Here is a 25411-nt window from a genome sequence, read left to right as displayed (position 1 = left end):
TGCGCATGCCAGGCTGACGCCAGCGCATGTGTCGTGGGGGATTTACGGCCCCGAACGGGCGGCGTATCACCACATTCATGAACGACAAGGTCGACGACCCCAACATGGACCCCGCCCCCACCGGCGAGGTGCCCGAGCCGCTCCGCCGAGCCATCGGCGAGCGATACCTGACCTATGCGCTGAGCACGATCATGCACCGGGCCCTGCCCGATGCGCGGGACGGTCTCAAGCCCGTGCACAGGCGCATTCTCTATGCCATGCGAGAGCTGCGGCTGACGGCCACCGGAGGCTTCCGGAAGTCGGCCAAGATCTCGGGCGACGTGATGGGCAATTACCACCCGCACGGCGATGGCGCGATCTATGACGCGATGGCCCGCCTGGCGCAGGATTTCAACGTGCGGTACCCGCTGGTCGACGGCCAGGGCAATTTCGGCAATATCGACGGCGACAACCCGGCCGCCAGTCGATACACCGAGGCCCGCCTGACCATCGTGGCCGAGGCCCTGTTGCAGGGTCTCGACGAGGATGCCGTCGATTTCCGCGACAATTACGACGGCACGCTGACCGAGCCGGTCGTGCTGCCCGCCGAATTCCCCAACCTGCTGGCCAATGGTGCCAGCGGCATCGCCGTGGGGATGGCGACGAACATCCCGCCGCACAATATCTCGGAACTCTGCGACGCCTGCCTGCACCTGATCAAGGTGCCCGACGCCCGCGAGGACACGCTGCTGAACTACATCCCGGGCCCCGATTTCCCGACCGGCGGCACGATCGTTGAGCCCAAGGAAAGCATCGCCCAGGCCTATCGCACCGGCCGGGGCGCCTTCCGCCTGCGCTCGCATTACGAGATCGAGGACCTGGGCCGCGGCCAGTGGCAGATCGTGGTCACGGAAATCCCCTACCAGGTGCCCAAGTCGCGCCTGATCGAGAAGCTGGCCGAGCTGATCCAGACCAAGAAGGTGCCGATCCTGGCCGATGTGCGCGACGAAAGCGCCGACGACATCCGCATCGTGCTGGAACCCCGGTCGAAGAACGTCGATCCCGACGTGCTGATGAGCATGCTCTACCGCAATTCCGACCTGGAAGTGCGGTTCTCGATGAACATGAACGTGCTGATCGACGGGGTCACGCCCAAGGTCTGTTCGCTCAAGGAAGTGCTGCGCGCCTTCCTCGACCACCGGCAGGACGTGCTGCAACGGCGCTCGCGCCACCGGCTGGGCAAGATCGACAAGCGGCTCGAAGTGCTCGAAGGCTTCATCATCGCCTTCCTCAACCTCGACCGGGTGATCGACGTCATCCGCTACGATGACGATCCCAAGGCCGCGCTGATGCGCGAGGATTGGTCGCGCGATTTCGTGCGGGCCACCGACGAAAGCGATTACCGCAGCCCGCCGCCGGGCGAGGGCGAGCTGACCGAGGTGCAGACCGACGCCATCCTGAACATGCGCCTGCGCTCGCTGCGCCGCCTGGAAGAGATGGAACTGCTGCGCGAACAGGCCGAGCTGATGGCCGAACGGGCCGCGCTGGAAGACCTGCTGGAAGACCCGGCCAAGCAATGGGCGCGGATCTCGGACCAGCTGAAGGAAACCAAGAAGACCTTTGGCAAGGATTACGCCGGCGGCGCCCGGCGCACGCGCTTTGCCGAGGCCGGCGAGGTCGAAGAGGTCCCGCTGGAGGCGATGATCGACCGCGAGCCGATCACCGTGGTCTGTTCCCAGATGGGCTGGGTGCGGGCGATGAAGGGCCATATCGACCTGGGCCAGGAGCTGAAGTTCAAGGACGGCGACGGCCCGCGCTTCATTTTCCACGCCGAGACGACCGACCGCCTGCTGGTCTTCGGATCGAACGGGCGGTTCTACACGGTGTCGGCGGCCAACCTGCCCGGCGGGCGGGGCATGGGCGAACCGCTGCGGCTGATGGTCGACCTGCCCAACGACATCCAGATCGTCGATTTCTTCATCCACCGGCCGGGCGAAAAGCTGATCGTGGCCTCGCAGGGGGGCAACGGCTTTGTCGTGCCCGAGGCCGACGTGGTGGCCCAGACCCGGGCGGGCAAGCAGGTGCTGAACGTCAAGGACGACGTGGCCCGGATCTGTCACCCGGTCCGCGGCGATCACGTGGCGGTGGTGTCGGAGAACGGCCGTCTGCTGGTCTTCCCGCTGACCGATCTGCCCGAAATGACCCGGGGCAAGGGCGTGCGCCTGCAGAAGTACAACCAGGTCCGGGGCCGTCAGGGCACGCTGGAACTGGATGGCGGGCTGTCCGACCTGACGACCTTTACCTTTGCCGAAGGCCTCAGCTGGCCGATGGGCGGGGGCCGCACGCGGCACGAGCCCGACATGTCCGACTGGGTCGGCAAGCGGGCCGGCGTGGGCAAGAAGCCGCCCCACGGCTTCCCCCGCGACTACAAGTTCGGCTGAACACGACGCCGGGGCGCGCTGGCGCCCCGGTCGGGCCGGCGCCCCGCCGACAGGGCGGGCACCGGGGCCGGCAACAGCCGGTGATGGGGGCCTGCCGCGGGGCCTATTCCGCGGCCATCGGCAGATCTTCGGCGGCCTTGCTGCGCGCCTTGCGCGCGGCGGCCAGGGCCCGGGTCTCGGCCCAGCCGATCATCGGCAGGGCGGTGGGGCCAAAGGCGGTTTCCGGGGCGATGCGCAGGGCCGGCACATGGGCAAAGACCGCCGCCCGCTGATCGTCGCCCAGCCCGGCCAGGGCCACCGGCGTCGGGTAGAAGCTTTCGCATTCCGCGCCTTCGGCCCGCAGCACGGCATGGCCTTCCAGCATCAGGTGGACATAGGTGATCCGCCGCTTGCCCAGCATCTGGCGCACGCCGCGCAGCTCGGTCAGCGCTCCGGCCGGGGCCAGCGCCGCGGTATTGCCGGTCAGCTCGGCCACGTCGGGCCCGCGCAGCACAAGGTGGTGATGCGGCGCCACGACCAGGTCGCGTGTCGGGCTGTTCGGGCCCAAGCTGCCGGGCTTGAACTGGATCGGCCGGAACCGGTCGTCGCCCTTGGCAAAGAGCACCTCGCGCCGTCCCGTCCAGAGCAGCGGCATCGGCCCGTGATCCTCGGTCGTCAGGATTTCCCCGGGGCGCAGGGTCTCGACCCGGCGCGGCCCGGCGGGCGTGTCGATCTGGGTGCCGGCGGCAAAGCACAGGATGCCGTCATGCGGTTCGGTCCGGGGCTGGCCGCCCTCGGGCGCCAGGGCGATGTCCAGCAGGTCGCCGGCCGCCAGCACCTGGTCGGGGCCCGGGGCGATGCCCACGGCGACCTCGTCGATGGTCAGCACGTGGCCGGCCTGGCCGCCGGCGGAACCGGCCAGCGCCGGGGTGCCGACCACCGCGCCACAGGGATAAGCCGTGCCGTCGATCTCCACCGCCTGTTCCAGTTCCAGCAGCCCGCTGCCGCCATGCGCCCGCAGGATCAGGGGCATCGGCGGGCCGCCGTGAAAGACGATCGTGCCGGGGGTCTGCGGGGCCTCGTCATCGGGGCGCGAGAACTGGGACCAGGGCTGGAGGGAGAGAACGGGCATTAATGAACCTTTCTGGGTCAACGAAAATTCACTGGTTACGTTACGAAAACTGTACTCCGGGAGACGGTCGGACCGTGCCGGGCGTCGTTAACCATTGTCGAAAGTCGTGGCGAAAACGTGGTCAAAGCGTGACGGTTTATTCCGAAACTCGTGGCGAAATTGAGGGATCTTCCGTTCGGCGCAGCATTTCGCCGACGGCGCGGCGGTTTCGGCGGATTGTTGCGGGGATCGCAATGTATCGGCCCATTGGCCACGGCCCGCCGGCGACTCGCCCGGGTCCGGGGCCATCGGGCATCTGTGAATTGAACCCCGCGCCCAGCCGGTCTATTGCCTGTCGGCAACGTAGATTGCCGCAAGAGAGGCCCGATGATCCGCATTTTTGCCTGCCTGGCGCTGTCCGCCCTGCTTCTTGGATGTACCGCCGATGACGGGTTGCGCCCGCCGCAGGACCTGGGCGCCTTCCGGCTGGGCCACAATGTGGTCATTGCCTCGAAGATGAAGAAAGGCCCGATCTCGCGCGATGCCACGCCCGAGGAATGGGTCGACACGCTGAAGACGGCCGTGGCCGACCGGTTTGGCCGCTACGAGGGCAACCAGCTCTATCACCTGGGCATCAGCGTCGAAGGCTACATGCTGGCGCCTCCGGGCGTGCCGGTGGTCTACAACCCGCGCTCGGCGCTGATCATCAACGTGACGGTCTGGGATGATGCGGCGGCCTCCAAGCTGAATGCCGAGCCCGAGACGTTTACCATCCTCGAGGACACGACTGGCGAATCGTTTGCCGTCGGGTCCGGCCATTCGCGGACCAAGGAAGAACAGATGCAGGGCCTGGCCGACAATGCCATGGACCGGGTCGAGGAATGGCTGGCCGAACAGCACGCGACCAAGGGCTGGTTCGATCCGCGCCCGGGCGCGGCGACCTCCGCCCGGGTCCTGCCCGAGGGGGCGGCGATCCAGGACTCCGCCTTGACGACGGTCCCCGTCCCGGCGGACGAGGGCTGATGCCATCGGGCCCCGGCCGGGGCCGTGCGGGGCGGCCTGTCCGCCCGGCACGATCCCGGTGACGCCCGTGAATCACACGAAGGTGCAGCGGCTTGGGGTGGCACGACTGGTGCTTGATTTTCACCCCTGAACCCAATATGTGCCGCGCGCAGAGATAAACCGGGTCGGGAACGCGACCCCCAAATCGCAAAAGGGCGCCACGGACATGGCAAAGGAAAAGTTTGAGCGTACGAAACCGCACGTGAACATCGGCACGATCGGTCACGTTGACCACGGCAAGACGACGCTGACGGCTGCGATCACGAAGTATTTCGGCGACTTCAAGGCCTATGACCAGATTGACGGCGCGCCGGAAGAAAAGGCCCGCGGGATCACGATCTCGACGGCTCACGTGGAATACGAGACGGAAAACCGTCACTACGCCCACGTCGACTGCCCCGGCCACGCCGACTACGTCAAGAACATGATCACCGGTGCCGCCCAGATGGACGGCGCGATCCTGGTCGTGAACGCCGCCGACGGCCCGATGCCGCAAACGCGCGAGCACATCCTGCTGGGCCGCCAGGTCGGCATCCCGAAGATGGTCGTCTTCCTGAACAAGGTCGACCAGGTGGATGACGAGGAACTGCTCGAGCTGGTGGAAATGGAAGTCCGCGAGCTGCTGGAATCGTACGAATACCCGGGCGACGACATTCCGATCATCGCCGGCTCGGCCCTGGCCGCGCTGGAAGGCCGTGACGCGAACATCGGCGAAGACAAGATCAAGGAACTGCTGGCCGCTGTCGACGAGTACATCGACACGCCCGAGCGGGCCGTTGACCAGCCCTTCCTGATGCCGATCGAAGACGTGTTCTCGATCTCGGGCCGCGGCACGGTTGTGACCGGCCGCGTCGAGCGTGGCGTGATCAACGTCGGCGACGAAATCGAGATCGTGGGCATCAAGGACACGCAGAAAACGACCTGCACGGGCGTTGAAATGTTCCGCAAGCTGCTGGACCGCGGCGAAGCCGGCGACAACATCGGCGCCCTGCTGCGCGGCATCGACCGTGAGAAGGTCGAGCGCGGCCAGGTTCTCTGCAAGCCCGGCTCGGTGACCCCGCACACCAAGTTCGAAGCCGAAGCCTACATCCTGACCAAGGAAGAGGGTGGCCGTCACACGCCGTTCTTCGCGAACTACCGTCCGCAGTTCTACTTCCGGACGACCGACGTGACGGGCACCGTGACGCTGGCCGAAGGCACCGAGATGGTCATGCCCGGCGACAACGTGTCGTTCGGCGTCGAGCTGATCGCCCCGATCGCCATGGAGCAGGGCCTGCGCTTTGCAATCCGCGAAGGCGGCCGCACCGTCGGCGCGGGCGTGGTGTCCAAAATCGTCGAGTAAGACGGTCGGTCCGGCCCTTTCGGGCCGGGCGATCCTTGCGACACATCATTCGGGGGCGTGCGGAGAGATCCGCGCGCCCCTTTGCCTTGCCCGGGCGCTGATCGGCGCATCGGCCGGTCCGGGGCAGGGGGCTTTGCGGCTTGCCGCCCGGCCCGCCCGGCGACAGGATGGCCCCGTCCGATCGCGTCCGATCCCCTCCGTCCCCATCCAAGGCCCTTGCCCATGCCGCCGCCCTTTCCCTCTGCCGACACGCTGAACCCGGTGATCCTGCGCGACGGCACTGCGCATGAAGGCGTGGTCTTTCTGGCCAATGCCATCGACCATCACCGCATCAGCGTCGGCGCCTATACCTATGCCAGCGCCTTCGATCCGCCGGCCGACTGGGCCGCTCGGCTGGCGCCCTACCTGCACATCTTCTCGCCCGAGACCCTGACCATCGGCAAGTTCTGCCAGATCGCCGATGGCGCGCTCTTCATCACGGCCTCGGCCCATCACCGCTATGACGGCTTTTCGTCCTTTCCCTTCGCGGCCTTCGGGGGCGGCAAGATGAAAGGCCGGCCGTCCAACCCCGATCCGGGGCCGGACACGGTGATCGGGAATGACGTCTGGGTCGGCCAGGACGCGCGCATCCTGCCCGGCGCGCGGATCGGTTCCGGGGTGATCATCGGGGCCGGGGCTGTGGTGACGGGCGAGGTCGCGCCCTATTCGGTCGTGGCCGGCAACCCTGCCCGCGTGGTGCGCCGCCGTTTCGACGACGAGACCATCGCGGCCCTGCTCGACATTGCCTGGTGGGATTGGCCGATCGAGCGCATCCTGGACAACGAGGCCGCGATCTGTGGCGCCCGGCTGGACCGGTTGCGGGCCGCCGCTGCAACGGGCTGAGGCCCGCGCGTTGCCTGCCTTGTCGCCGGGGTGGTCCTGAGACGGTCCGGTGACTTGCGGCCGCCCGGGGCAGATCTGATGCCTGTCCTCCTGCGCCGGCGTCCGCCGGTTTCGAAGGGGGCATGGTCCGGTTGCGGGCCAACGCCGGGGCCATGACGATGCCCGCTCGATACCGGCGGGCAAACCCGCACCATGGCGAAGCGCAACCCCGCGCCAAACGGGCAGACCCGGCGCGGGACTTGATCCCGGCCCGCCCGGCACCTAGCTTGAGCCATGCAACCGTCGGAGGGTGACATGGACAAGACGCTGAACTGATCCGCCCGATCTTTTCCCGTCCGGCGCCCCGCCCGGGGCCGCCCTGCCAAGGACAGCGTCATGCCCTTTCCCCAAGCCTGTGAACGGCACCCCCTCATCATGCCCGACGGCCAGCCCCACCTGGGCACCGTCTTTCTGAACGCCGCCATCGACCATCCGCGCTGGCAGGTCGGCGCCTATACCTATGCCTCGGCCCACCGTCCCCCGGACGACTGGGCCATGCACCTGGCGCCCTATCTCTATCCCGCCTCGCCCGAACGGCTGATCCTCGGGCGATTCTGCCAGATCGCCGACGGGGTGACCTTTGTCACCGCATCGGCCAATCACCGTCACGACGGCATTTCGACCTATCCCTTTGCCATCTTCGACGGCATGGATCCGGACCGCCCCTCGCTGCCCGACGGGCCGCATCCCGACACGGTGATCGGCCATGATGTCTGGTTCGGCCAGGGCGCGCGCATCCTGCCCGGAGCGCGGATCGGCAGCGGCTGCATCATTGGCACCGGCGCCGTGGTCGGTGGCCGCATCGCGCCCTATTCGGTCGTGGCCGGCAACCCCGGCCGGGTGATCCGCCACCGGTTCGACGCGGCCACCGTCGAGGCCCTGCTGGACATCGCCTGGTGGGATTGGCCCATCGCCCGCATCCTGGCGCAGGAGGCGGCAATCTGCGGCGGCGATCCCGCCCGCCTGCGCGCCGCGGCCGAGGCTGGGTGAACGCCGGGGCAATCGGGGAAAGTCTGTGGTTTCCCCTTGCATCTGCCTGCCGGCCCGCCTATTCAGCAAGCCGGTCCTAGGGGTATAGCTCAGCTGGTAGAGCGACGGTCTCCAAAACCGTAGGTCGCGGGTTCGAACCCTGCTGCCCCTGCCATTTGGACATTCCACACCAGAATCGATACTTGAAACCGTGACCGGCCACGCCGGTTCAGGGATTTGCCACCCGTCCTTCCGACAGAACCTTGCCGGCTCGTCATGAACGAGGGACCCGCGGGGGGGCAGGTCAGCGGCCAGCTCACCAGGAGCCAGGTTTTCGCCTTCTGACAGAATGTTTCCGATGGAAGCAGGGTATTGGGACACCGGTCCCGGATGCAGTCGGGGGGCCGTCAGATGACCGCTTCGTGCCCGTTCAGGCCTTCGGTCCGGTGCCCAGCATCATGAAAGACGGACAAATTCCGCACCGTCGCGGCACATGGCGCACACGACAGCAACATCCGGCACAGCAGACGACCCGTAAGCGGCCAGGGCCCTGCAGGGCGAGCCCTCACACATAATCCGAAAACGCGGTTTGCCCCTGCACGAGGAAAACATTCGCTGCAGATCGTCCCGGCAGGTCGGCGCATGCGTTGCGCACAGCCCGTCGCACCTTGCCGGCCACCGTTCGATACGGCGGCGGCCGGCGTCGCCTGGTGGGGGTCAGTCCGGTGCCTCGACCAGGATCTTCACGTGAGACTTCTCCGCGACCAGCGCCTCGAAGCCTTCGGTGACGATATCCTCCAGCGCGATGCGTTTTGTGACCAGCTGATCCGCGCTGAAATACCCCTGGGTCATCAGCGCCATCACCGCCGGATAGACGTTGCGATAGGCGATGGTGCCCTGCACCTGGCGTTCCTTCAACACGACCGTGTTGGGCTGGAAGGATGCGTCCCTTTCCCAGATGGAAACCACCAGGACCTGTCCTTCGTGGCGGGTCGCGTCGATGCATTGCGGCAGGACCTGGGGCACGCCGGTCACTTCGAAGGCAACATGGACCCCGCCCGTCGCGGCGCAGATGTCCGCCACGGCGTCGGTGGCCGTCGGATCGATCACCGATGTCGCACCAAGATCCAGCGCCTTTTGCCGCCGAACGTCCGACGGTTCGACGACGTGGATCTCGGAGGCCCCGGCCACCCGCAGCGACTCGACCACAAGAAGCCCGATCGGCCCCGCGCCAAAGACGGCGGCCTTGTCACCGGCCTTGATCCTGGACAGGCGCACGGCATGCAGCGCGACGGCCGCAGGCTCGACCAGCGCGCCCTGTTCCATCGACAGCCCCTCGGGCATCTTGTGGACCATGCGCGCGGGCACGACGCTGTGCGCAGCAAAACCGCCATGTCCGCCGGACAGGCCGACGAACCCGAGGCTGTCACAGAGGTTGTACTTGCCCTCCAGGCAGGCCGGGCAGGTTCCGCAGGAAAAGATCGGCTCGATTGCGACGCGGTCGCCGATCGCAAGATCGGTGACACCTTCGCCCAGTTCGACAACCGTGCCGCAATATTCGTGCCCCATGGTGATCGGCGCCTTGTCGTGGCTCAGCGGATGGTCCTCGCCCACCGGCACGAAGATCGGCCCGGCCAGGTATTCATGCAGATCGCTGCCGCAGATCCCGGTCCAGGCGACCTTGACCTTCACCTCGCCCTTGCCGGGTTGCGGATCCGCGATGTCTTCGACGCGGATATCCTTCACGCCATGCCAACGTGCTGCTTTCATTTCTTTTCTCCGATGTCAGAAAGGATGCGCCCGGCAGGAGGAAGGGCCGGGCGCGGGGCGCGCCAGTGACGGCGCGCCAAGTGGGGCATCACGACAGGTGATGCACCTCCTGAAGGCCGTAGACAGGCGTGTCGATGCCTTCCATCCGGGCCTTCAGCTGCAGCGCCAGGTACAGCGAATAATGCCGCGACTGGTGCAGGTTGCCACCGTGGAACCAGAGGTTCTCCTGCTGGGTCGGTTTCCACATGTTGCGCTCCTCGCCCTCCCAGGGACCGGGGTCCTTGGTGGTGTCCGAGCCGAGGCCCCAGACCTTGCCGACCTTGTCGGCGACCTCCTGGCTGATGAGATCGGCAGCCCAGCCGTTCATGCTGCCATAGCCCGTGGCCATCACCACGAGATCGGCATCGAGATGCGTGCCGTCGGCCAGCACCACGCCGGTCTCGTCGAAGCGCTCGACCTGCCCCTTCACCAGCTTGACCTCGCCGTCGATGATGAGCTGGCTGGCGCCCACGTCGATGTAATAGCCCGAGCCGCGGCGGAGGTATTTCATGAACAGCCCCGAGCCGTCATCGCCCCAGTCGAGGTCGAAACCGGCCCGTTCGAGCCCGGCGTAGAACTCGGCGTCGCGCTCCTTCATCTGGTCGTAGAGCGGGATCTGGAATTCGTGCATGATCCGGTAGGGCAGCGAGGCAAAGACCATGTCGGCCTTCTCGGTCGTCATGCCGCTGGCCACCGCGTCCTCGGAATAGAGCGCGCCGAGGCCGATATCCATCAGCGTGTCCGAGCGCACGATATGGGTCGAGCTGCGCTGCACCATGGTCACGTCGGCATCCGCTTCCCAGAGCGCGGCGCAGATGTCATGGGCCGAGTTGTTGGAGCCGACGACCACCACCTTCTTGCCGGTCCAGTCATCCGGCCCGGCATGCTGCGAGGAATGCTGGATTTCGCCCTTGAAGCTGTCCATGCCCGGGAAGGTGGGAATGTTGGCCTTGCCCGACATGCCGGTGGCCAGAACCAGCTGGGTCGGGCGCAGCGTCACCTCCTGGCCGTCGCGGTTGACCTTGACCTCCCAGGTGCCGCTGGCCTCGTCATAGGCCGCCTTCTGGACCTCGGACCGGGTCCAGTAGTTGATCTCCATGACCTTGGTGTACATCTCCAGCCAGTCGCCCACCTTGTCCTTGGGCGTGAAGACCGGCCAGTTGTCGGGGAACTTGATGTACGGCAGGTGGTCGTACCAGATCGGATCGTGCAGGCAGAGCGACTTGTAGCGCGACCGCCACTGGTCGCCGGGGCGGTCATGCTTGTCGAGCACGATGGTCGGCACGCCAAGCTGGCGCAGCCGCGCGCCAAGCGCGATGCCGCCCTGGCCGCCGCCGATGATGACGGTGTAGGGCTGTTCGGCATACCCAAGGTCCGCAGCTTCGGCCTCGCGCTTTTCCTTCCACGACCTGCGGTTCTTGGCGGCCCCGTGTTCGGCCCCCATCGGACGGCGCTTGCCGCGGTTCTCTTCGAAGCCCTTCAGTTCCTGCAGCGCGGTGAGCAACGTCCAGATGCGGCCGTCCTTCAGGCGCATCAGCCCCCACCCCCGGCCGACAGCGGTCTCGAAGGTGACCCAGGCCGTGATGACGCCACCCTCCTCGCCGGGGAGCTCTCCGGGCTGGATGGCAAAGCGGCCGGGCCTGGTGTGCCTGAGCTGCGCCGCAAGCATGTCCTGCACGCCGGCGGGGCCTTCCACGGTCTTCAGGTTCCAGGTGACGGCGATCAGGTCGCGCCAGTAGCTGTCGGTGGTAAAAAGCGCGCCGGCGGCCTGCGCGTTGCCCTCCTCCAGAGCGGCGTTCAGGCGGTCGAGCGTGTCCTGCACCTCGGCGGTGACGGTCGTGTCGAGCATTGCGTATCCTCCTCATAGGCAATGTGATGAGGAGAGTGTGGCGATCCCGACGGCCATTCCGCCACCGGGATCGGACGAATTTGGCGGTCTCCGGGGTTGCGGCATCGCAGCATGTTGCAAACGCAACGCCGCGCAACGCGTCAGTTCGGCGCGCGCAACCCTTCCTTGCGGATGCGCCGCAGGACCGTCGAGCGATTCACGCCCAGCCGCCGCGCGGCGCGGGCCATGTTCCAGTTGCAGGCGTCGAGCACGGCCTCGAGACTCTGTTCTTCGACACATGGCCGCGGCGGCTCGGGCAGATCCGTAAGATCGATCACCGCGCCTTCCGCAAGGGCACAGGCAACATCGAGGACATGGCCCAGTTCGCGCAGGTTGCCGGGCCAGTCGCGGGCCATCAGCTCGGCGCGGGCCGAGGGCGTCAACCGCATCTCGCCACCGGAGCGCCGCCGCAGCAGCCGGTCGATCAGCCAGCCGAGATCCTGCCGCTCGCGCAGCGGCGGCAGCTCGAAGGCGGCCCCGGCGAGCCGGTGATAGAGCGCGCAAGGCAGGGTTTCGTGCGAGAGCAGCGCAGTCGGCGCGAGGTCGCTCGTGGTGACCGGGCGCAGCTCGGGATGCGCGTCGAGAAGGCCCGGCAGCGCCCGGGCGGCAGAGGCGGAGAGGTCTTCGATGCGCCGCAGGAGAAGCGTTGCCGGCCCGGCCTGGCTGTCAAACGCCGACGCCATCTCGGCAGCCCCCGCCCCGGCGCAGTCGACCGTGATGAAGCCGGCGCGGCGGGAAGCCATGTGAAGCGCACGGGCGAGCTTGGTCTTGCCGCTGCCGCTCTCGCCACAGACCAGCAGCGGGACGGGTGTTCCGGCCAACCGCTCGGCCCGCGACAGCAATCGGGTCATTGCCGGGTCGTGGCCGGCAAGCCCGGACAGCACGCCCCCGCCGGGTCGCGCGGCCGGCGAAGGCGCGGTGCGCGGCCGGCGCGGGGCCTGGGGCGCGATCGCGTGGCCGAAGACCGCGCCACCATCGCCAAGGGCCACCACACGCTCCTCGGTCGGGCGATCCCGCATCAGGTCGGGAAGATCGTCGACGCCGATCCCGAGCAGCCCGTCGATCCGTTCTCCGATCAGGCGCCCCCCGCGCGAGAGCATCCGCTTTGCTGCATGGGTGGCCCCGATCACCCGGCCCGACCCGTCCAGGGCCACCGCGCATTCCGGGTCCACATCGAGGAACTCCGGGCTGGAGGAAAACCGCAACACCCATTCGCGACGGCTCGCGGCCATCAGGTTCGCCATCTCGACCCGCCGCGCCGCCGCCGTCACCAGCGACATGGCCAGGTTCTGGCTGCTTTTCGCAGAGGGCGAACGCAGCAACGAGATGTCGAGCACTGCGGCCAGTTGGCCAAGGCTGTCATGGATCGGGGCAGAGGTGCACGAAAGCGCGGTATGGGCGCTGCCGAAATGGTCGTCCTGGTGAACCGTGACCGGCTCGCCGGTCACGATGCAAGCGCCCACGCCACAGGTTCCGGCAAGTTCCTCGGACCAGTTCGAGCCAAGATAGAGCCCCGCCCCGCGCAGCTCGTCGGCAAAGAGGCTGTCGCCGAAGAAGTCGACGCAGACCCCTTTGGCATCGGTCAGCAGCAGCACGTAATTCTGTCCGGCGACCTGCCGGAAGAGGCTCTGCAGGCTGGCGCGGGCCGCGCCGATCATCCAGTCGGCCTGGTCGCGATGGGCACGGAACTCGGCCTCGGTGACGATATGCGCGGGCTCGCTGCGTTCGGGATCCATGCCGTAGAGTTCGACACAGCGCCGCCAGGAGGCATCCACATAGCTGTCCCGCCCGGTGGCAAGACCATCCAGCACCTGCGCGATTTCCTCTACGTGGCGTCGCTCGACCATCGGAACGTTCTCCTGATGCCGACTATACAATCAAAAGCGTGCTCACCTGAACAATCAAAACCACGCTCACCGGACGGTGGACTTTGGTCTCAGGCTCCGGCCCCTTCGGATCGCTGGCAAACCTGTGTGTCGTGATCGGCGTTTGGATCAATGGCGCGGCATCGCCGAGTGTCACGTTGCTCCGATACCCTCTGACCTGATCCACGTGCCCGTGCGACGCCCGACAAGCCCCGGCGTGAAGCGGCAGAGCAACGTGAATGGCTGGATCGGGCCGGGGGTCATTCTGGCGACCGTTTCACCTGGGCGCGCCGGTCACCGCGGCACCAAAGGTCCGCCCTGCTTCCGGAGCGACAGGTGCCGCACCCAACCCCCGCGCTCATGGGGGCCAATCACCCGGCCCGTGGCGGAACACGTTGATCAACGGGTCGGGTGCCAACGCGGATTGCGGAGCTCTGCGCGCGCCGCGGGTGTCCCGAAACCTACGTATGATGTTTTCCTGTTGCCGCATCGCTGATGTTGCTCGCGAAGCTGGACCGCTCGGTTGGCGGTCCGACAAGGCAGCGGGGCAAGGCCATGCAAACGACGACAAGCGGATCTGGCAGAGCGTGCGGGGCGTCTTCGGGGGCCGAGCCAGGTGCCGTGCGGGCCGCGCGCTTTTTCGTAATTCGGGCGGTGAGGCCGTCTTGATGCGGGCCGGCCTTTTGCTCTGCGCCGGAGTGCTCGGCCTGGCCGGTGGCCTGGGGGCCCTGTGGTACGCTTGGGAACCGGCCCTGGACCCCATGGCCCCACCGCCGTCCGAGGGTTTTGACCCGGACCTGGTCGCCACGGGCCGCAACCTCGCGCTGATCGGCGATTGCCGAACCTGCCATTCGCCCGTGAACGGGCCTGCCTATTCCGGGGGCGTGGCGCTGGAGACGCCCTTCGGGACGATCCATTCCACCAACATCACCCCGGATGCCGAAACCGGGATCGGCCGCTGGTCGCAGGCGGCTTTCGACCGGGCGATGCGCCGGGGCGTGGACCGGGAGGGTCGGCATCTTTATCCCGCCTTCCCCTATGACCATTTCAGCCGCCTGACCGATGGCGATCTGCAGGCGCTTTATGCCTATGTCATGTCGCTGCCCCCGGTCCGGGCAGAGGCGCCGCGGAACGATCTGCCGTTCCCGATCAGCGTTCGCAAGGTGGTGGTCGGCTGGAACCTGCTGTTCCTGGACAGGAGGCCGCTAGTCGATGATCCAGAACGGGGTGCCGAATGGAACCGGGGCCGCTACCTTGTCGAGGGGCTGGGTCATTGTTCCTCCTGCCATTCGCCCCGGAATCTGGCGGGGGGAGAGATCCGCAGCCGGCCCTTCGCGGGCGGAAGCGCCGAGGGCTGGCAGGCGGTCGGGCTCGGTCCCTATTCGACTTCGGCCATTCCCTGGACCGAGGAGAGCTTGGTCCAGTACCTTACGAAGGGTTTCGCGCCGGGGCATGGCGTTGCGCTTGGGCCCATGAAGCCCGTGACCGAGAACCTGGCACAGGCCGCACCCGCCGATGTCGCCGCCATGGCGCATTACATCGCCAACCTGGGCGATGGTCCTGCCGGGCCGGGCGCCCGGGGCCAGGCTGCAGCCGCGCCGGTCGTTGCCCCACAGGTGGCCGGATGGCAGGCGGCTCTGTCGCCCGATCCGGCCCCGGCTCTGGGCCCAGATCTGGCCGGGGGCAGGGGGGCAGAGGTCTATCGCCTCACCTGCGCATCCTGTCACGATGGTGCTCGCCCGCTGCCGCTCGGGGCGATGGAGCTTACCCTGTCCGGCCCCCTGCAGGCGTCCAGGGCCGACAACCTCATGCAGCTGATCCTGGGCGGTATCCCCGCCGAGGGGGAAGGCATCGCCCCGATCATGCCGGGCTTTGCTCCGGTGCTCGGGGATGCCGACCTCGAGGCGCTGGCCATCTACCTGCGTGGCCGGACCGGGGCGCCGGACTGGACCGACCTCGGCGACAGCATCGCCCGGGTGCGCAAGGGCCTGTTCGGCACACCCCCGACCCGGTGATCCCGGACCAACACCCCCGACGGCCCCGAAAGGCCCGGCAGAATGGAGACCTTCATGACCAAGTTTCGCCTCAACGGGTCCGACCGGACCGTCATGTCCGACCGGGGAACACCGCTGCTTTACGTGCTGCGCGACGATCTGCACCTCAACGGGGCCAAGTTCGGCTGCGGCCTGGGCCAGTGCGGCGCCTGCACGGTGCTGGTCGATGGCGCTCCGGTCTTTGCCTGTGTCACCCCTCTCGACCTGGTCGAGGGCCGCGAGGTGACGACGATCGAGGGGCTGGGCACCGCAGAAGCCCCGAGCCCGCTGCAGCAGGCGTTCATCGACGAGCAGGCGGCGCAGTGCGGCTATTGCATCGCGGGCATGATCATGCGCGCCGAGGGTCTTCTGCGGCGGGTCCCGAAGCCGACCGAAGCGCAGGTCCGTGCGGCGCTCGAACCCAACCTCTGCCGCTGTGGCACCCACATGCGGATCATTGCCGCGATCATGCGGGCCTCGGGCCAGCCGGTGGCGACGCATCTGGCCGGAGAGCAGGCATGAGCCCGGTCCTGTCACGCCGCACTGTGCTGCGGGGCGCCGGCGCGCTGGTGGTCTCCTTGCGTCTTGGCCAGATGCGCCCGGCTCTGGCCGAAAGCGATGCCTTGCCCGACGGCCTGCCTCCGGACCTGGCCGCGTCACCCTGGCTCGACGGCTGGATCCGCATCGACGCGACCGGTGCCGGCACGCTTTTTACCGGAAAGGCCGAGCTGGGGCAGGGGCTGAAGACCGCGCTGCTGCAGGTTTGCGCCGAAGAGCTGAAGCTGCCGATGGACCGGATCACCCTGGTGACGGCCGATACCGGGCGCACGCCCCACGAAGGCTATACCGCTGCCAGCCATTCGATGAAGGACTCCGGCACTGCCATCCGCCATGCCGCCGCCCAGGTGCGAGAGATCCTGCGGGCAGAGGCGGCCGGGCTCTGGCAGGTCGATCCGGCCGTGACCCATGCCAAGGACGGCGTCGTGCGCGGCCCGAACGGTGCCCGGGCGGAGTATGGCACCTTGGTGAGCGACACCCTGCTGCATGTTCTGGCCAGCCCCGGCGCGCCGCTGACCGCACCGGACGATTTCACGGTCATGTCGGAGCCAGTGCAGCGGGTCGACATCCCGGCCAAGGTCACGGGCGGGGCGGCCTTTATCCAGGACCTGCGCCCCGAAGGCATGCTTCACGCCCGCGTTCTACGCCAGCCGAGCGCAGGCGCCAGGCTCCGCGGTATCGACACCGGCCCGGTCGAGGCGATACCCGGGGTGGTGGGCGTGGTGCGCAACGGCGATTTTCTGGCCGTGGTGGCCGAGCGGGAATGGACCGCGATCCAGGCGATGCGGCGTCTGGCCGAAACGCTGGTCTGGGACGAGACCGCAAAATTGCCGGACGAGACCGCTCTGGCCGAGGCATTGATGGCGCTGCCCGCGCAGGACAGCACGATCCTGAACACCGGGAAGGTCGGCGCCATGTCGGCCGGGGCCGTCACCTTCTTCCGGCCCTATCTTGCCCATGGCTCTATCGGTCCCTCCTGTGCGCTGGCCTTGTCCGAACTGGAAGGGCTGACCGTATGGTCTCATTCGCAAGGGGTCTTCGAGTTGCGCGACGCGATTGCCGCGATGCTTGACCTGCCGCCCGGCAAGGTGCGCTGCATTCATGCCGAAGGCGCGGGATGCTACGGACACAACGGCGCAGATGACGTGGCCGCCGATGCAGCGCTGATCGCGATGGCGATGCCGGGGCGACCGATCCGTCTGCAATGGATGCGCGAGCAGGAGCATACCGCCGCGCCCTTCGGCCCCGGTATGGTGACCCGCATCGACGCTGCCACCGGCCCCGACGGCACGGTAAGCCGCTGGCGTCACGAGGTCTGGAGCCAGTCGCACATGATGCGCCCCGGCCCCGCCGGGACGCTGCTGGCCGCGCGGGCAAAGGCCGACCCGGCGCCCCCGGCGCCTCCGGTCGCGCTGCCTCAGCCCGCCGGCGGCGGCGACCGCAACGCGCTGCCGCTCTACAGCTTTGGCAACGCGCTGGTGGTCAAGCATTTCCTGCCGTCAGGCCCCCTGCGGGGATCGGCGATGCGCTCGCTCGGCGGTTACCTCAACGTGATGACCATCGAAAGCACGATGGACGACCTGGCGCGTGCCTCGGGGCAGGATCCGGTCGCGTTCCGGCTGCGTCACATGCAGGACCCGCGCGCGCGAGATGTCATCGCGCGGGCGGCGCGGGACTATGGCTGGGACGACAGGCGCAGCGCAGGCGGCATCGGTCATGGCTTTGCCTTCGCCCGCTACAAGAACCTCGAGGCCTATTGCGCCGTGGCAATGGAGGTTGGCATCGACGCCGACACGCAGAGGCCCCGCATCGGCCGGGTCGTCGCGGCGGTGGATTCGGGCGAGATCATCAACCCCGACGGCCTGCGCAACCAGGTCGAGGGCGGCATCGTCCAGTCCAGCAGCTGGACGCTGTTCGAACGGGTCCGCTTCGACGCTGGCCGCGTCACCACGACGGACTGGTCGAGCTATCCGATCCTGCGATTCCCGCAGGCGCCCCGCTCGATCGAGGTCCATCTGATCGACCGGCCCGGTGCGCCGTTCCTGGGGGCAGGCGAGACCTCGCAGGGGCCTACTGCGGCGGCGCTGGCCAATGCCATCGCTGATGCCACCGGGACCCGTCTGCGGGCCACGCCGATGACGTCAGCCGCACTGCGCGACGCAGGCGCGGGCTAGTCCAGCGGGCAATTCCCCGCGATCCACATCCCAGGACAAGACATAACAGGATAGGCACAGTCTCTCATGGCACTCAAAATCGCGATCATAGGCGGCTCGCTCGGCGGGCTTTTCGCGGCGGTCCTGCTGGACCGGGCCGGGTTCGACGTCCGGGTCTTCGAGCGCTCGCGCGCGGGGCTTGATGGCCGCGGCGCGGGGCTGGTGGCACAACGCCCGGTGTTCCGCCTGCTGCGAGAGATCGGCTGCGATCACGTGGCACGCATCGGCGTGACCGCATGGGAGCGGATCTTTCTGGATCGGGACGGCACGGTTCGTCATCGGGACCGGACACCGCAGACTCAGGTTTCCTGGGATCTGATCTGGCACAGCCTGCGCGCGGCCTTGCCCGAGGGGCGCTATGCGATCGGGCGGGTTGTCGAAGCGGTCAGTCAGGGGCCGGACGAAGTGACGGTACGCTTTGCCGACGGCGCGCGCGTCAGCGCCGACCTGGTGATCGGCGCTGACGGGCTGGGCTCGGTCCTGCGGGCGGCGGTCGCCGGGGCGTCGGCCCGGCCGGTCTATGCCGGTTACGCGGCCTGGCGCGGGCTGGTGCCGGAGGCGACGCTGGTCGACGAGGCGACCCTGCTGAGCGAGCGCTTCGCCTTCTTCGAAATGCAGGGATCGCAGGCGCTTGGCTATCTCGTGCCAGGGGCGGACGGATCGGTCGAGCTGGGGCAGCGACGATACAACTGGGTCTGGTATCGCCCTGCGCCAGGGCAGGCGGGGCTGGCGGCGGCGCTGACGGATCGCGACGGCCAGCGCCATGCCCATTCGCTGCCGCCCGGTGCGATGAGCGATCACGCGGTTGACCAGCTGCGCGCGGATGCCGCGCGGCTGCTGCCCCCGGCCTTTGCCCGGGTGGTCCGCGCCGAGCCGGCGCCCTTCGTCCAGGCAATCCACGACCTGCGCTCGCCGCGCATGGCCGCGGGCCGCATCGCCCTGCTGGGCGACGCGGCCTTTGTTGCCCGCCCGCATACGGCCATGGGCGTGGCCAAGGCCGCGGCCGACGCGATGGCCCTGCGCGACTGGCTGGTGAGACAGCCGGACCCCGTCGCGGCGCTGGGCGGGTACGACCGGGAGCGGCGGGACGAGAACGATGCGACGGTCACCCTGGGCATCCGGCTGGGACGACACCTGCAGCCCGCCATCCCGTCGGCGCTTGAATAGCCATGCCGAACGGCGGTACCGCACGGGAGGGTCCCGAGGTCGCGCGGTGCCCCGCCCTTCGATCCCGTGCGCTGGGCCTGGCTCGATTGCCGTGCAGTTTCGCCCCGGGGTCCACGCCGATTGCAGGCCATCATCCCTAGGTATGTCTGCAATTGCATCGCGCCCGCCATTAGCTCGGCAAGAGCAGCTCTTGCCATCCATGCAGCCAGACCCGGAGACCCGCATGTCCATTGAAGCCTCACCCATCCGCCAGCCGGTCGCGACCGAACCTTCGAGAGGGCTCGTCCTGGCCATGGCCTGTGCGGCGGGCGCCGCGGTGGCCAATATCTATTACAACCAGCCGATGCTCGGGATCATGCAACGCGACCTGGGCCCCGGGATGACGGCGATGGTGCCGACGGTGACGCAGTTGGGCTATGCCCTCGGCCTGCTGCTGCTGGTCCCGCTGGGAGACATCGTGCCCCGGCGCAAGCTGATTGTCGCGCAATTCGTGGCTCTTGCCGTAGGGCTCGGTGCCATTGCGGCGGCCCCGACCGGGGCGACCGTGGTCCTTGCATCGCTGCTGGTCGGCCTGCTGGCGACCGCGGCCCAGCAGATCGTGCCCTTCGCGGCGCATCTGGCCACGAGCGAACGGCGCGGTGCGGTCGTGGGGACGGTGATGTCCGGCCTGCTGGCCGGCATCCTGCTCAGCCGGACTGTCGCCGGGATCGTCGCCGATGCCGCCGGGTGGCGCGAGATGTACGTGATCGGGGTTCTTGTCGCCCTTGCGGCGGCGGTGGTCATGGCAATGCGCCTGCCCTTCGAACCCGTGCAGCCCGGCCTGCGATACCTTCCCCTGATCCGGTCGCTCGAAACGATCTGGCGCGCACACCCGGTGCTGCGCCACGCCGCCGCGACGCAGGCCCTGCTGTTTGCCGCCTTCTCGGCGTTCTGGACGGTCCTGGTGCTGCGCCTGAGTGAACCGGCCTTTGGACTGGGCGCAGGGGCGGCCGGGCTCTTCGGGCTGATCGGGGTTGCCGGTGTGGTGGCGGCGCCGCTGGCCGGCAAGACGGCAGACCGGCACGGGCCGGAACGCGTGGTCCTGGCGGGTGCGGCGCTGACGCTCCTGTCCTGGGTGATCTTCGGCACCTGGACGTCGCTGGCGGGGCTGGTCGCAGGTGTCATCGTGCTGGATTTCGCGGTGCAGGGGGCCTTGGTGTCGAACCAGCACATCATCTTCGCTCTTGGGGCTGATATCCGGGCCAGGGTAACGACGCTGTTCATGGGAACCATGTTCCTGGGCGGGGCGCTTGGGTCCGCGGTCGGCAGCCTGGCCTATCATGCCGCGGGCTGGAGCGCCGTCTGCTTGGCCGGGGTGGTCTTGTCCGGCATCGCGACATTGATGCAGATCCGCCGCGGGACGACAGGCCGATGACGGGGCACGAGGCCGGGTCGGGAGAACCGAGCGTGTCGAGACGTTTCGGTCAATCCCGGCATTGGCGATGACAGTCGCGCGACTGCGGGATTGAGCACGCCCGGTCGCGTGGCCGTCGGATGGCGGTCTCGGCAGCGCGGTTGCCGATGGGCAGGCGAATATCGCTCGGCGCAGCCCGGAGCGAAAATCCATCCCTCCTGCCTGCAACGCGAAAGAGGTGCGGGAGGTGCCGTGTGGTTGCCGGCCGGCAATGCCGACCCTGACGGCCGGTGTTTCGGTTTGCCGGATGTACCCTGCCGTTTCGATGCTGACTGAGCCCTTCACGGTAACCAAGGCCGCTGCCGATCTTCTCGACGTTGATCGACATGTGCCGGCGGTCTTCGGTCAAGCCGGCCCCGCATGGCATGCGATCGGGCGGATTGCGGCGCTGGTTCACGGCTTTGGCGAAGTTGAAGAGCCCGTCGGTGATGTCGATCTGGCTTGGCGGTGCGCCTGTCTCATGCGGATAGGCGGACAGCGACAGCCGCGTCACTGCGAGGGACCTCATCTGAGGATGGTTTTCGGGGCTCTTTCACCTTCGGGGCAGGTTCGATCAATTCCCCGTTCCCCGTTCCTCGTCCCGCCGGTGAGACTTCGCATTCTCAATCATACCAAAGGGTTAGGGCAGATCTGACGCGCGCAAACCTTGGTATGATTCCGGGTCACTGCCCCGGCCCCTAGCTTGGATGAGGTCAAGGCGGCGATGCCGGTCTTGTCGGGCCAGCGGTCCCGCCCGTGACGGTGTCACGACGCGGAGAGGTGGCGTCCGGCCGGTCCGCACCCGTCTTGCGATCAGGCAAGTGGAGACCCCATGTCAGACCCAACCCTTCCCCTGTCGCGCCGGACCTTCGTCGTCGCGACCTCGAGCCTGGCGGGCATGATCCTGTCCGGCCCGGTCTTTTCCCAGACATCCCCCGAACCCGCAAATCAGAACGGAGACATCGACATGTCCAGCGGCTACGTCACCACCGAAGACGGCACGGAAATCTTCTACAAGGACTGGGGGCCGAAAGACGCCCAGCCCATCATGTTCCACCACGGGTGGCCGCTGTCGTCGGACGACTGGGACGCTCAAATGCTGTTCTTCCTGGCCAACGGTTATCGTGTCATCGCCCATGACCGGCGCGGCCATGGCCGGTCGAGCCAGGTGGATACCGGCAACGACATGGACCATTACGCCGCCGATGCCTGGGCCGTGGTGCAGTACCTGGATTTGACCAATGCCGTCCACATCGGCCATTCCACCGGCGGCGGCGAGGTTGCCCGCTATGTCGCGCAGTACGGGCAGCCCAATGGACGTGTGGCCAAGGCTGTTCTGGTCAGCGCGGTGCCGCCGCTGATGCTGAAGACCGACGCCAACCCCGAAGGCACCCCGATGGAGGTCTTCGACGGCTTCCGCAGCGCGCTGGCCGCCAATCGCGCGCAGTTCTTCCTGGATGTGGCCTCGGGGCCGTTTTACGGGTTCAACCGCGAAGGCGCCAAGGTGTCGGACGGGGTGATCCGCAACTGGTGGCGGCAGGGCATGATGGGCGGCGCGCTGGCACAGTACGAGGGCATCAAGGCGTTTTCGGAAACCGACCAGACCGAAGACCTGGAGGCCATCACCGTGCCGATGTTCGTGATCCAGGGCGATGACGACCAGGTGGTGCCCTACAGGGACGCGGTCGAGAAACAGCATGCCCTGCTGGCCAATTCGCAGATGAAGGTCTACCCGGGCCTGCCGCACGGGATGCTGACCACGCACGCCGCGGTGATCAACCCGGACCTGCTGGCCTTCGTGCGCAGCTGACCAGGCCATGCCTGCGACAGGAGGGGGAGAGCGGAGAGGGTCCGCTCTCCCCTTTTCATTGGGTGTTCGGCTTGGCGGCAGGGATTATCCGACTGCGGTCGGGTGTTGGGCTTGGACGCAGGGATCGGCCGACCGCGGCCGGGTGTTCGGCTTGGCGGCAGGGTTCAGCCGACGGCGTCTTCGATGGCGTCCAGCAGGGCGTCGGGATCGACGGGCTTGGTCAGGAACTGACGCGCACCGGCGCTCAGCGCGCGGTCGCGGGCGGCGTCGGTCGGGTAGGCCGTCATGACGATCACCGGCTTGGCCCAGGCCCGGCGCGCCAGCTCTTCCTGCAGATCGGTGCCGGACATGCCGGGCATGTGCAGGTCGGTGACGATGCAATCCAGCCGCGCGGGATCGGCGTAGCCCAGCAGATCCTCGGCCGCGGCAAAGCCGATCCCGTCCATCCCGGCCGAGCGCAGGAGGCTGTGAAGGCTGCCGCGCACGCCGGGGTCGTCATCGACGATGGCTATCAGGTAGGGTTGCACGGCCTGGGACCTCTGTTCTTCATTCGCGGGTCTATGAACCTTGGATGTATGCCGCTCGTGGCGCGGGCACAGGCATACCTAGATGCTATACCGGCTGATGCTCTCGTCGCGCACGCCCAGCATTTCGGCCATGCGCACCAGGTCGGCCAGAGACTGGGCCGCCATCTTGCGCATGACATGGCCCCGGTGGATCTTGACCGTGATCTCGCTGAGGCCGAGGTGGCCGGCCACCTGCTTGTTCATCAGCCCGGTCACGACCAGGGCCATGACCTCGCGTTCGCGGGGCGTCAGGGTCTCGTAGGCCGCGTGTAGCCCGGCGTTCTGTTCGGCATCGGCCCGCCGCGTGGCATCGGCGGTCAGCGCCCTGGCCACGGCCTGAAGCAGCTGCTCGTCGCCGAAGGGTTTGGGCAGCACGTCCACGGCACCCGCGCGCATGCCGCGCACGGTCATCGGGATGTCGCCAAAGCCGGTGATCAGGACCACCGGCACCATCCGCGCCTGGGCGATCAGCCGGTCCTGGAAATCCAGCCCGTTCTCGCCCGACAGGCGGATGTCCAGCACCAGGCAACAGGCCGTGCGGGGCGCGTCGGCCGCGAGATAGGCGGCGGGACTGTCGAACAGGCGCACCTGGTGGCCCTCGGAACGCAGCAGGCTGCCGATCGACCCGCGCACATCGGCGTCGTCATCGATCACGTCCACCCACCCGGTCATCGCCTCAACGGTCATGCCACTGCCCTTTCCGTGTCCTGGCTGAGCGGCAGGCTGAACTGCATCGTGAGGCCGCCGCCTGGGTTCGCCACGGCGGTCAAGGTGCCGCCATGCTGTTCGATGATCGACCGGCAGATCGTCAGGCCCATGCCCATGCCCTGCGCCTTGGTGGTGAAGAAGGGGCGAAAGAGCGTCTCGGGGTCCTTGCCCTGCAATCCCGCGCCCCGGTCGCTGACCGTGAGTTCCAGCCGCTCGCCCCGGGGATGGGCCGCGACAAGGACGACACGGTCGTCGGGCGGCGTGTCGGTCATGGCGTGGCCGGCGTTCAGGATAAGGTTCATCAACACCTGCTGGATCTGCACCCGGTCCGCGATCACGCTAGGAAGGTCGCGTGCAAGGTCGCCGCGCAGCCCAACCCCGGCCGCCCTGAGTTCGCGCACCAAGAGCGCTGTGGTTTCGGCAAAGACATGGTTGATGTCGACGGGCGTGCGGACGGGGGTGGTCTTGCGGGTCAGGTCGCGGATCCCTGCGATCACCTCGGCCGCGCGTTCGCCGTTATGGGCGATCTGTTCGAGGCAATCCCGGACCTCAAGCGCATCGGGCGCCTCGCGTTGCAACCAGCGCCTGCCAGACTTGGCATAGTTGATGACGGCCGACAGCGGCTGGTTCACCTCGTGCGCGATGGAGGCCGCGATCTGGCCCAGGGTCATCACCCGGGCCATGTGGGTCAGCTCGGCATGGGATTCCGCCAACCGCTGCTGGGCGTTGTTCCGTTCGGTGACGTCCAGCGCCGTCAGCAGCACCCGGTCCCAGCCATGCGTGTCGGGCAGCAGCGAGATCCGCAGCAGCACGTCCAGCGTCTCTCCGGCGGTGTTGACGAACTGGGTCTCGACCTCGACGGGGTTCTCTCCGGCCAGGAGCTTGCCGAAGACGCGGGCCTGCGCGTCGGACGCGCCGTCCGTGTAGTGCCGGGCGATGCTTCTTCCGATCAGGTCGATCCGGCCGCGATAGCCGAAGAGCTTGGCGGCCTGCTGGTTGGCATTGCGCACATAAGAGGTTTCGCCTGCCCGGCGGACCAGCTCCGGTCCCGGCTCCGCTCCGCCCTTCAGCAGGCGGAAGGCCCCGGACCAGTCGGATTCCCAGATCGGGAAGCCGGCGGCGTTGAAGATCGAGGCATAGCGCGCATCGGCCTGCCGCCGGGCCAGCGCCGCGGAAATCTGGCTGGCCGACAGCAGGCTGGTCACGAGGATGGCCACAAGGCTGACCCCCAGCCGCATCGCGGCCGAGCCCAGCGGATCGCCGCCGTGGCTGATCACGTAGCCCGCCAGCGCCAGCCCGGCCGAGATGCCACCGACGGCCAGGACCGTCCGGCGCGAACCCCGCCGGGCGGCGATCACGACGACAATGGTGTAAAGAACGGCGACCGCGCCCTGCAGCGGCGACATCACGTCCAGCGCGAAGATGATCAGCGCCAAGGCAAGGGCCAGCACCATGTGGATGATCGCGGGGACGGGGCTGGTCCGGTCCTCCGGATGGTGATCGGCGACATGCATGATCATGGCCAAACGTTCTCGCACGGCAGTCCTGATCCTGGCCG

Annotated in this window: 19 protein-coding genes and 1 tRNA gene; 12 read left to right on the top strand and 8 right to left on the bottom strand. The window is 67.8% G+C overall.

The genetic code is table 11. The features are described 5' to 3' along the window. The first annotated feature begins 77 nt into the window (after positions 1 to 77). Positions 78 to 2420: a DNA topoisomerase IV subunit A gene (gene parC, locus ACK3BB_RS21335; protein WP_428926646.1), complete on the top strand. Its 2343-nt coding sequence runs from the start codon at positions 78 to 80 to the stop codon at positions 2418 to 2420. Between the two features lie 103 nt (positions 2421 to 2523). Here parC and ACK3BB_RS21330 read toward each other — a convergent pair whose 3' ends face one another. After that, positions 2524 to 3531: a Hint domain-containing protein gene (locus tag ACK3BB_RS21330; protein WP_428926645.1), complete on the bottom strand. Its 1008-nt coding sequence runs from the start codon at positions 3529 to 3531 to the stop codon at positions 2524 to 2526. A 366-nt stretch (positions 3532 to 3897) separates the two neighbouring features. Between ACK3BB_RS21330 and ACK3BB_RS21325 the strand changes: the two genes are divergently transcribed. The 5 genes from ACK3BB_RS21325 (at position 3898) to ACK3BB_RS21305 (ending at position 7979) form a co-directional block, all read left to right on the top strand. Beyond that, positions 3898 to 4533 (top strand): hypothetical protein, encoded by a 636-nt coding sequence (locus ACK3BB_RS21325; protein ID WP_428926644.1) that lies wholly within the window; start codon positions 3898 to 3900, stop codon positions 4531 to 4533. A gap of 205 nt (positions 4534 to 4738) precedes the next feature. Next, complete coding sequence (tuf, locus tag ACK3BB_RS21320) at positions 4739 to 5914, top strand: elongation factor Tu (RefSeq protein WP_428926602.1); 1176 nt, start codon at positions 4739 to 4741, stop codon at positions 5912 to 5914. Between the two features lie 222 nt (positions 5915 to 6136). Beyond that, positions 6137 to 6796, top strand: coding sequence for a CatB-related O-acetyltransferase (locus ACK3BB_RS21315; protein ID WP_428926643.1), 660 nt, complete (start codon positions 6137 to 6139; stop codon positions 6794 to 6796). A 375-nt stretch (positions 6797 to 7171) separates the two neighbouring features. Then, positions 7172 to 7825, top strand: coding sequence for a CatB-related O-acetyltransferase (locus tag ACK3BB_RS21310; RefSeq protein WP_428926642.1), 654 nt, complete (start codon positions 7172 to 7174; stop codon positions 7823 to 7825). Positions 7826 to 7903: 78 nt separating this feature from the next. Beyond that, positions 7904 to 7979, top strand: a tRNA-Trp gene (locus ACK3BB_RS21305). A 542-nt stretch (positions 7980 to 8521) separates the two neighbouring features. Here the strand turns inward: ACK3BB_RS21305 and ACK3BB_RS21300 are convergent. From ACK3BB_RS21300 to ACK3BB_RS21290, 3 genes are all read right to left on the bottom strand, one after another. Then, positions 8522 to 9574 carry a 2,3-butanediol dehydrogenase gene (locus ACK3BB_RS21300; protein ID WP_428926641.1) on the bottom strand — a complete coding sequence of 351 codons (1053 nt, stop codon included), beginning with the start codon at positions 9572 to 9574 and terminating at the stop codon, positions 8522 to 8524. A gap of 88 nt (positions 9575 to 9662) precedes the next feature. Beyond that, positions 9663 to 11462, bottom strand: a complete 1800-nt coding sequence (locus tag ACK3BB_RS21295; protein ID WP_428926640.1) for an NAD(P)/FAD-dependent oxidoreductase — start codon at positions 11460 to 11462, stop codon at positions 9663 to 9665. Positions 11463 to 11602: 140 nt separating this feature from the next. Continuing rightward, the gene (locus ACK3BB_RS21290; protein WP_428926639.1) at positions 11603 to 13348 is read right to left on the bottom strand and encodes a sigma-54-dependent Fis family transcriptional regulator; all 1746 of its coding nucleotides are present in this window, start codon (positions 13346 to 13348) and stop codon (positions 11603 to 11605) included. Positions 13349 to 14127: 779 nt separating this feature from the next. Between ACK3BB_RS21290 and ACK3BB_RS21285 the strand changes: the two genes are divergently transcribed. From ACK3BB_RS21285 to ACK3BB_RS21265, 5 genes are all read left to right on the top strand, one after another. Continuing rightward, positions 14128 to 15381, top strand: coding sequence for a c-type cytochrome (locus ACK3BB_RS21285; protein ID WP_428926638.1), 1254 nt, complete (start codon positions 14128 to 14130; stop codon positions 15379 to 15381). A gap of 54 nt (positions 15382 to 15435) precedes the next feature. After that, a complete protein-coding gene (locus ACK3BB_RS21280; protein ID WP_428926637.1) occupies positions 15436 to 15921 on the top strand; it encodes a (2Fe-2S)-binding protein in 486 nt (161 codons plus the stop codon). Continuing rightward, on the top strand, positions 15918 to 18131 hold the full coding sequence (locus ACK3BB_RS21275) for a molybdopterin cofactor-binding domain-containing protein (RefSeq protein ID WP_428926636.1): 2214 nt from the start codon (positions 15918 to 15920) through the stop codon (positions 18129 to 18131). Before ACK3BB_RS21280 ends, ACK3BB_RS21275 begins: the two co-directional genes overlap by 4 nt. Before the next feature lie 66 nt (positions 18132 to 18197). Continuing rightward, a complete protein-coding gene (locus tag ACK3BB_RS21270; RefSeq protein ID WP_428926635.1) occupies positions 18198 to 19337 on the top strand; it encodes an FAD binding domain-containing protein in 1140 nt (379 codons plus the stop codon). A 223-nt stretch (positions 19338 to 19560) separates the two neighbouring features. Continuing rightward, the gene (locus ACK3BB_RS21265) at positions 19561 to 20751 is read left to right on the top strand and encodes an MFS transporter (RefSeq protein ID WP_428926634.1); all 1191 of its coding nucleotides are present in this window, start codon (positions 19561 to 19563) and stop codon (positions 20749 to 20751) included. 49 nt (positions 20752 to 20800) lie between these two features. On the opposite strand, the gene ACK3BB_RS21260 is transcribed toward ACK3BB_RS21265, so the two are convergent. Then, complete coding sequence (locus ACK3BB_RS21260; protein WP_428926633.1) at positions 20801 to 21283, bottom strand: hypothetical protein; 483 nt, start codon at positions 21281 to 21283, stop codon at positions 20801 to 20803. A 318-nt stretch (positions 21284 to 21601) separates the two neighbouring features. Here ACK3BB_RS21260 and ACK3BB_RS21255 point away from each other — a divergent pair, with 318 nt between their 5' ends. After that, the gene (locus ACK3BB_RS21255; RefSeq protein ID WP_428926632.1) at positions 21602 to 22579 is read left to right on the top strand and encodes an alpha/beta fold hydrolase; all 978 of its coding nucleotides are present in this window, start codon (positions 21602 to 21604) and stop codon (positions 22577 to 22579) included. A 164-nt stretch (positions 22580 to 22743) separates the two neighbouring features. Here ACK3BB_RS21255 and ACK3BB_RS21250 read toward each other — a convergent pair whose 3' ends face one another. The 3 genes from ACK3BB_RS21250 to ACK3BB_RS21240 all read right to left on the bottom strand — a co-directional run bounded on the left by ACK3BB_RS21250 (position 22744) and on the right by ACK3BB_RS21240 (position 25391). Next, positions 22744 to 23106, bottom strand: a complete 363-nt coding sequence (locus ACK3BB_RS21250) for a response regulator transcription factor (RefSeq protein ID WP_428926631.1) — start codon at positions 23104 to 23106, stop codon at positions 22744 to 22746. Positions 23107 to 23184: 78 nt separating this feature from the next. Beyond that, a complete protein-coding gene (locus tag ACK3BB_RS21245; protein ID WP_428926630.1) occupies positions 23185 to 23832 on the bottom strand; it encodes a response regulator transcription factor in 648 nt (215 codons plus the stop codon). Beyond that, a complete protein-coding gene (locus ACK3BB_RS21240; protein ID WP_428926629.1) occupies positions 23829 to 25391 on the bottom strand; it encodes a sensor histidine kinase in 1563 nt (520 codons plus the stop codon). The genes ACK3BB_RS21245 and ACK3BB_RS21240 overlap by 4 nt, the downstream gene beginning before the upstream one ends. Positions 25392 to 25411: the final 20 nt, after the last annotated feature.

The organism is Marinibacterium sp. SX1 (assembly GCF_050389775.1).
Classification (GTDB): Bacteria; Pseudomonadota; Alphaproteobacteria; order Rhodobacterales; family Rhodobacteraceae; genus Marinibacterium.
Note: the sequence above shows the minus strand (reverse complement) of the source record. Positions and strands in the feature narration are given on the sequence as shown.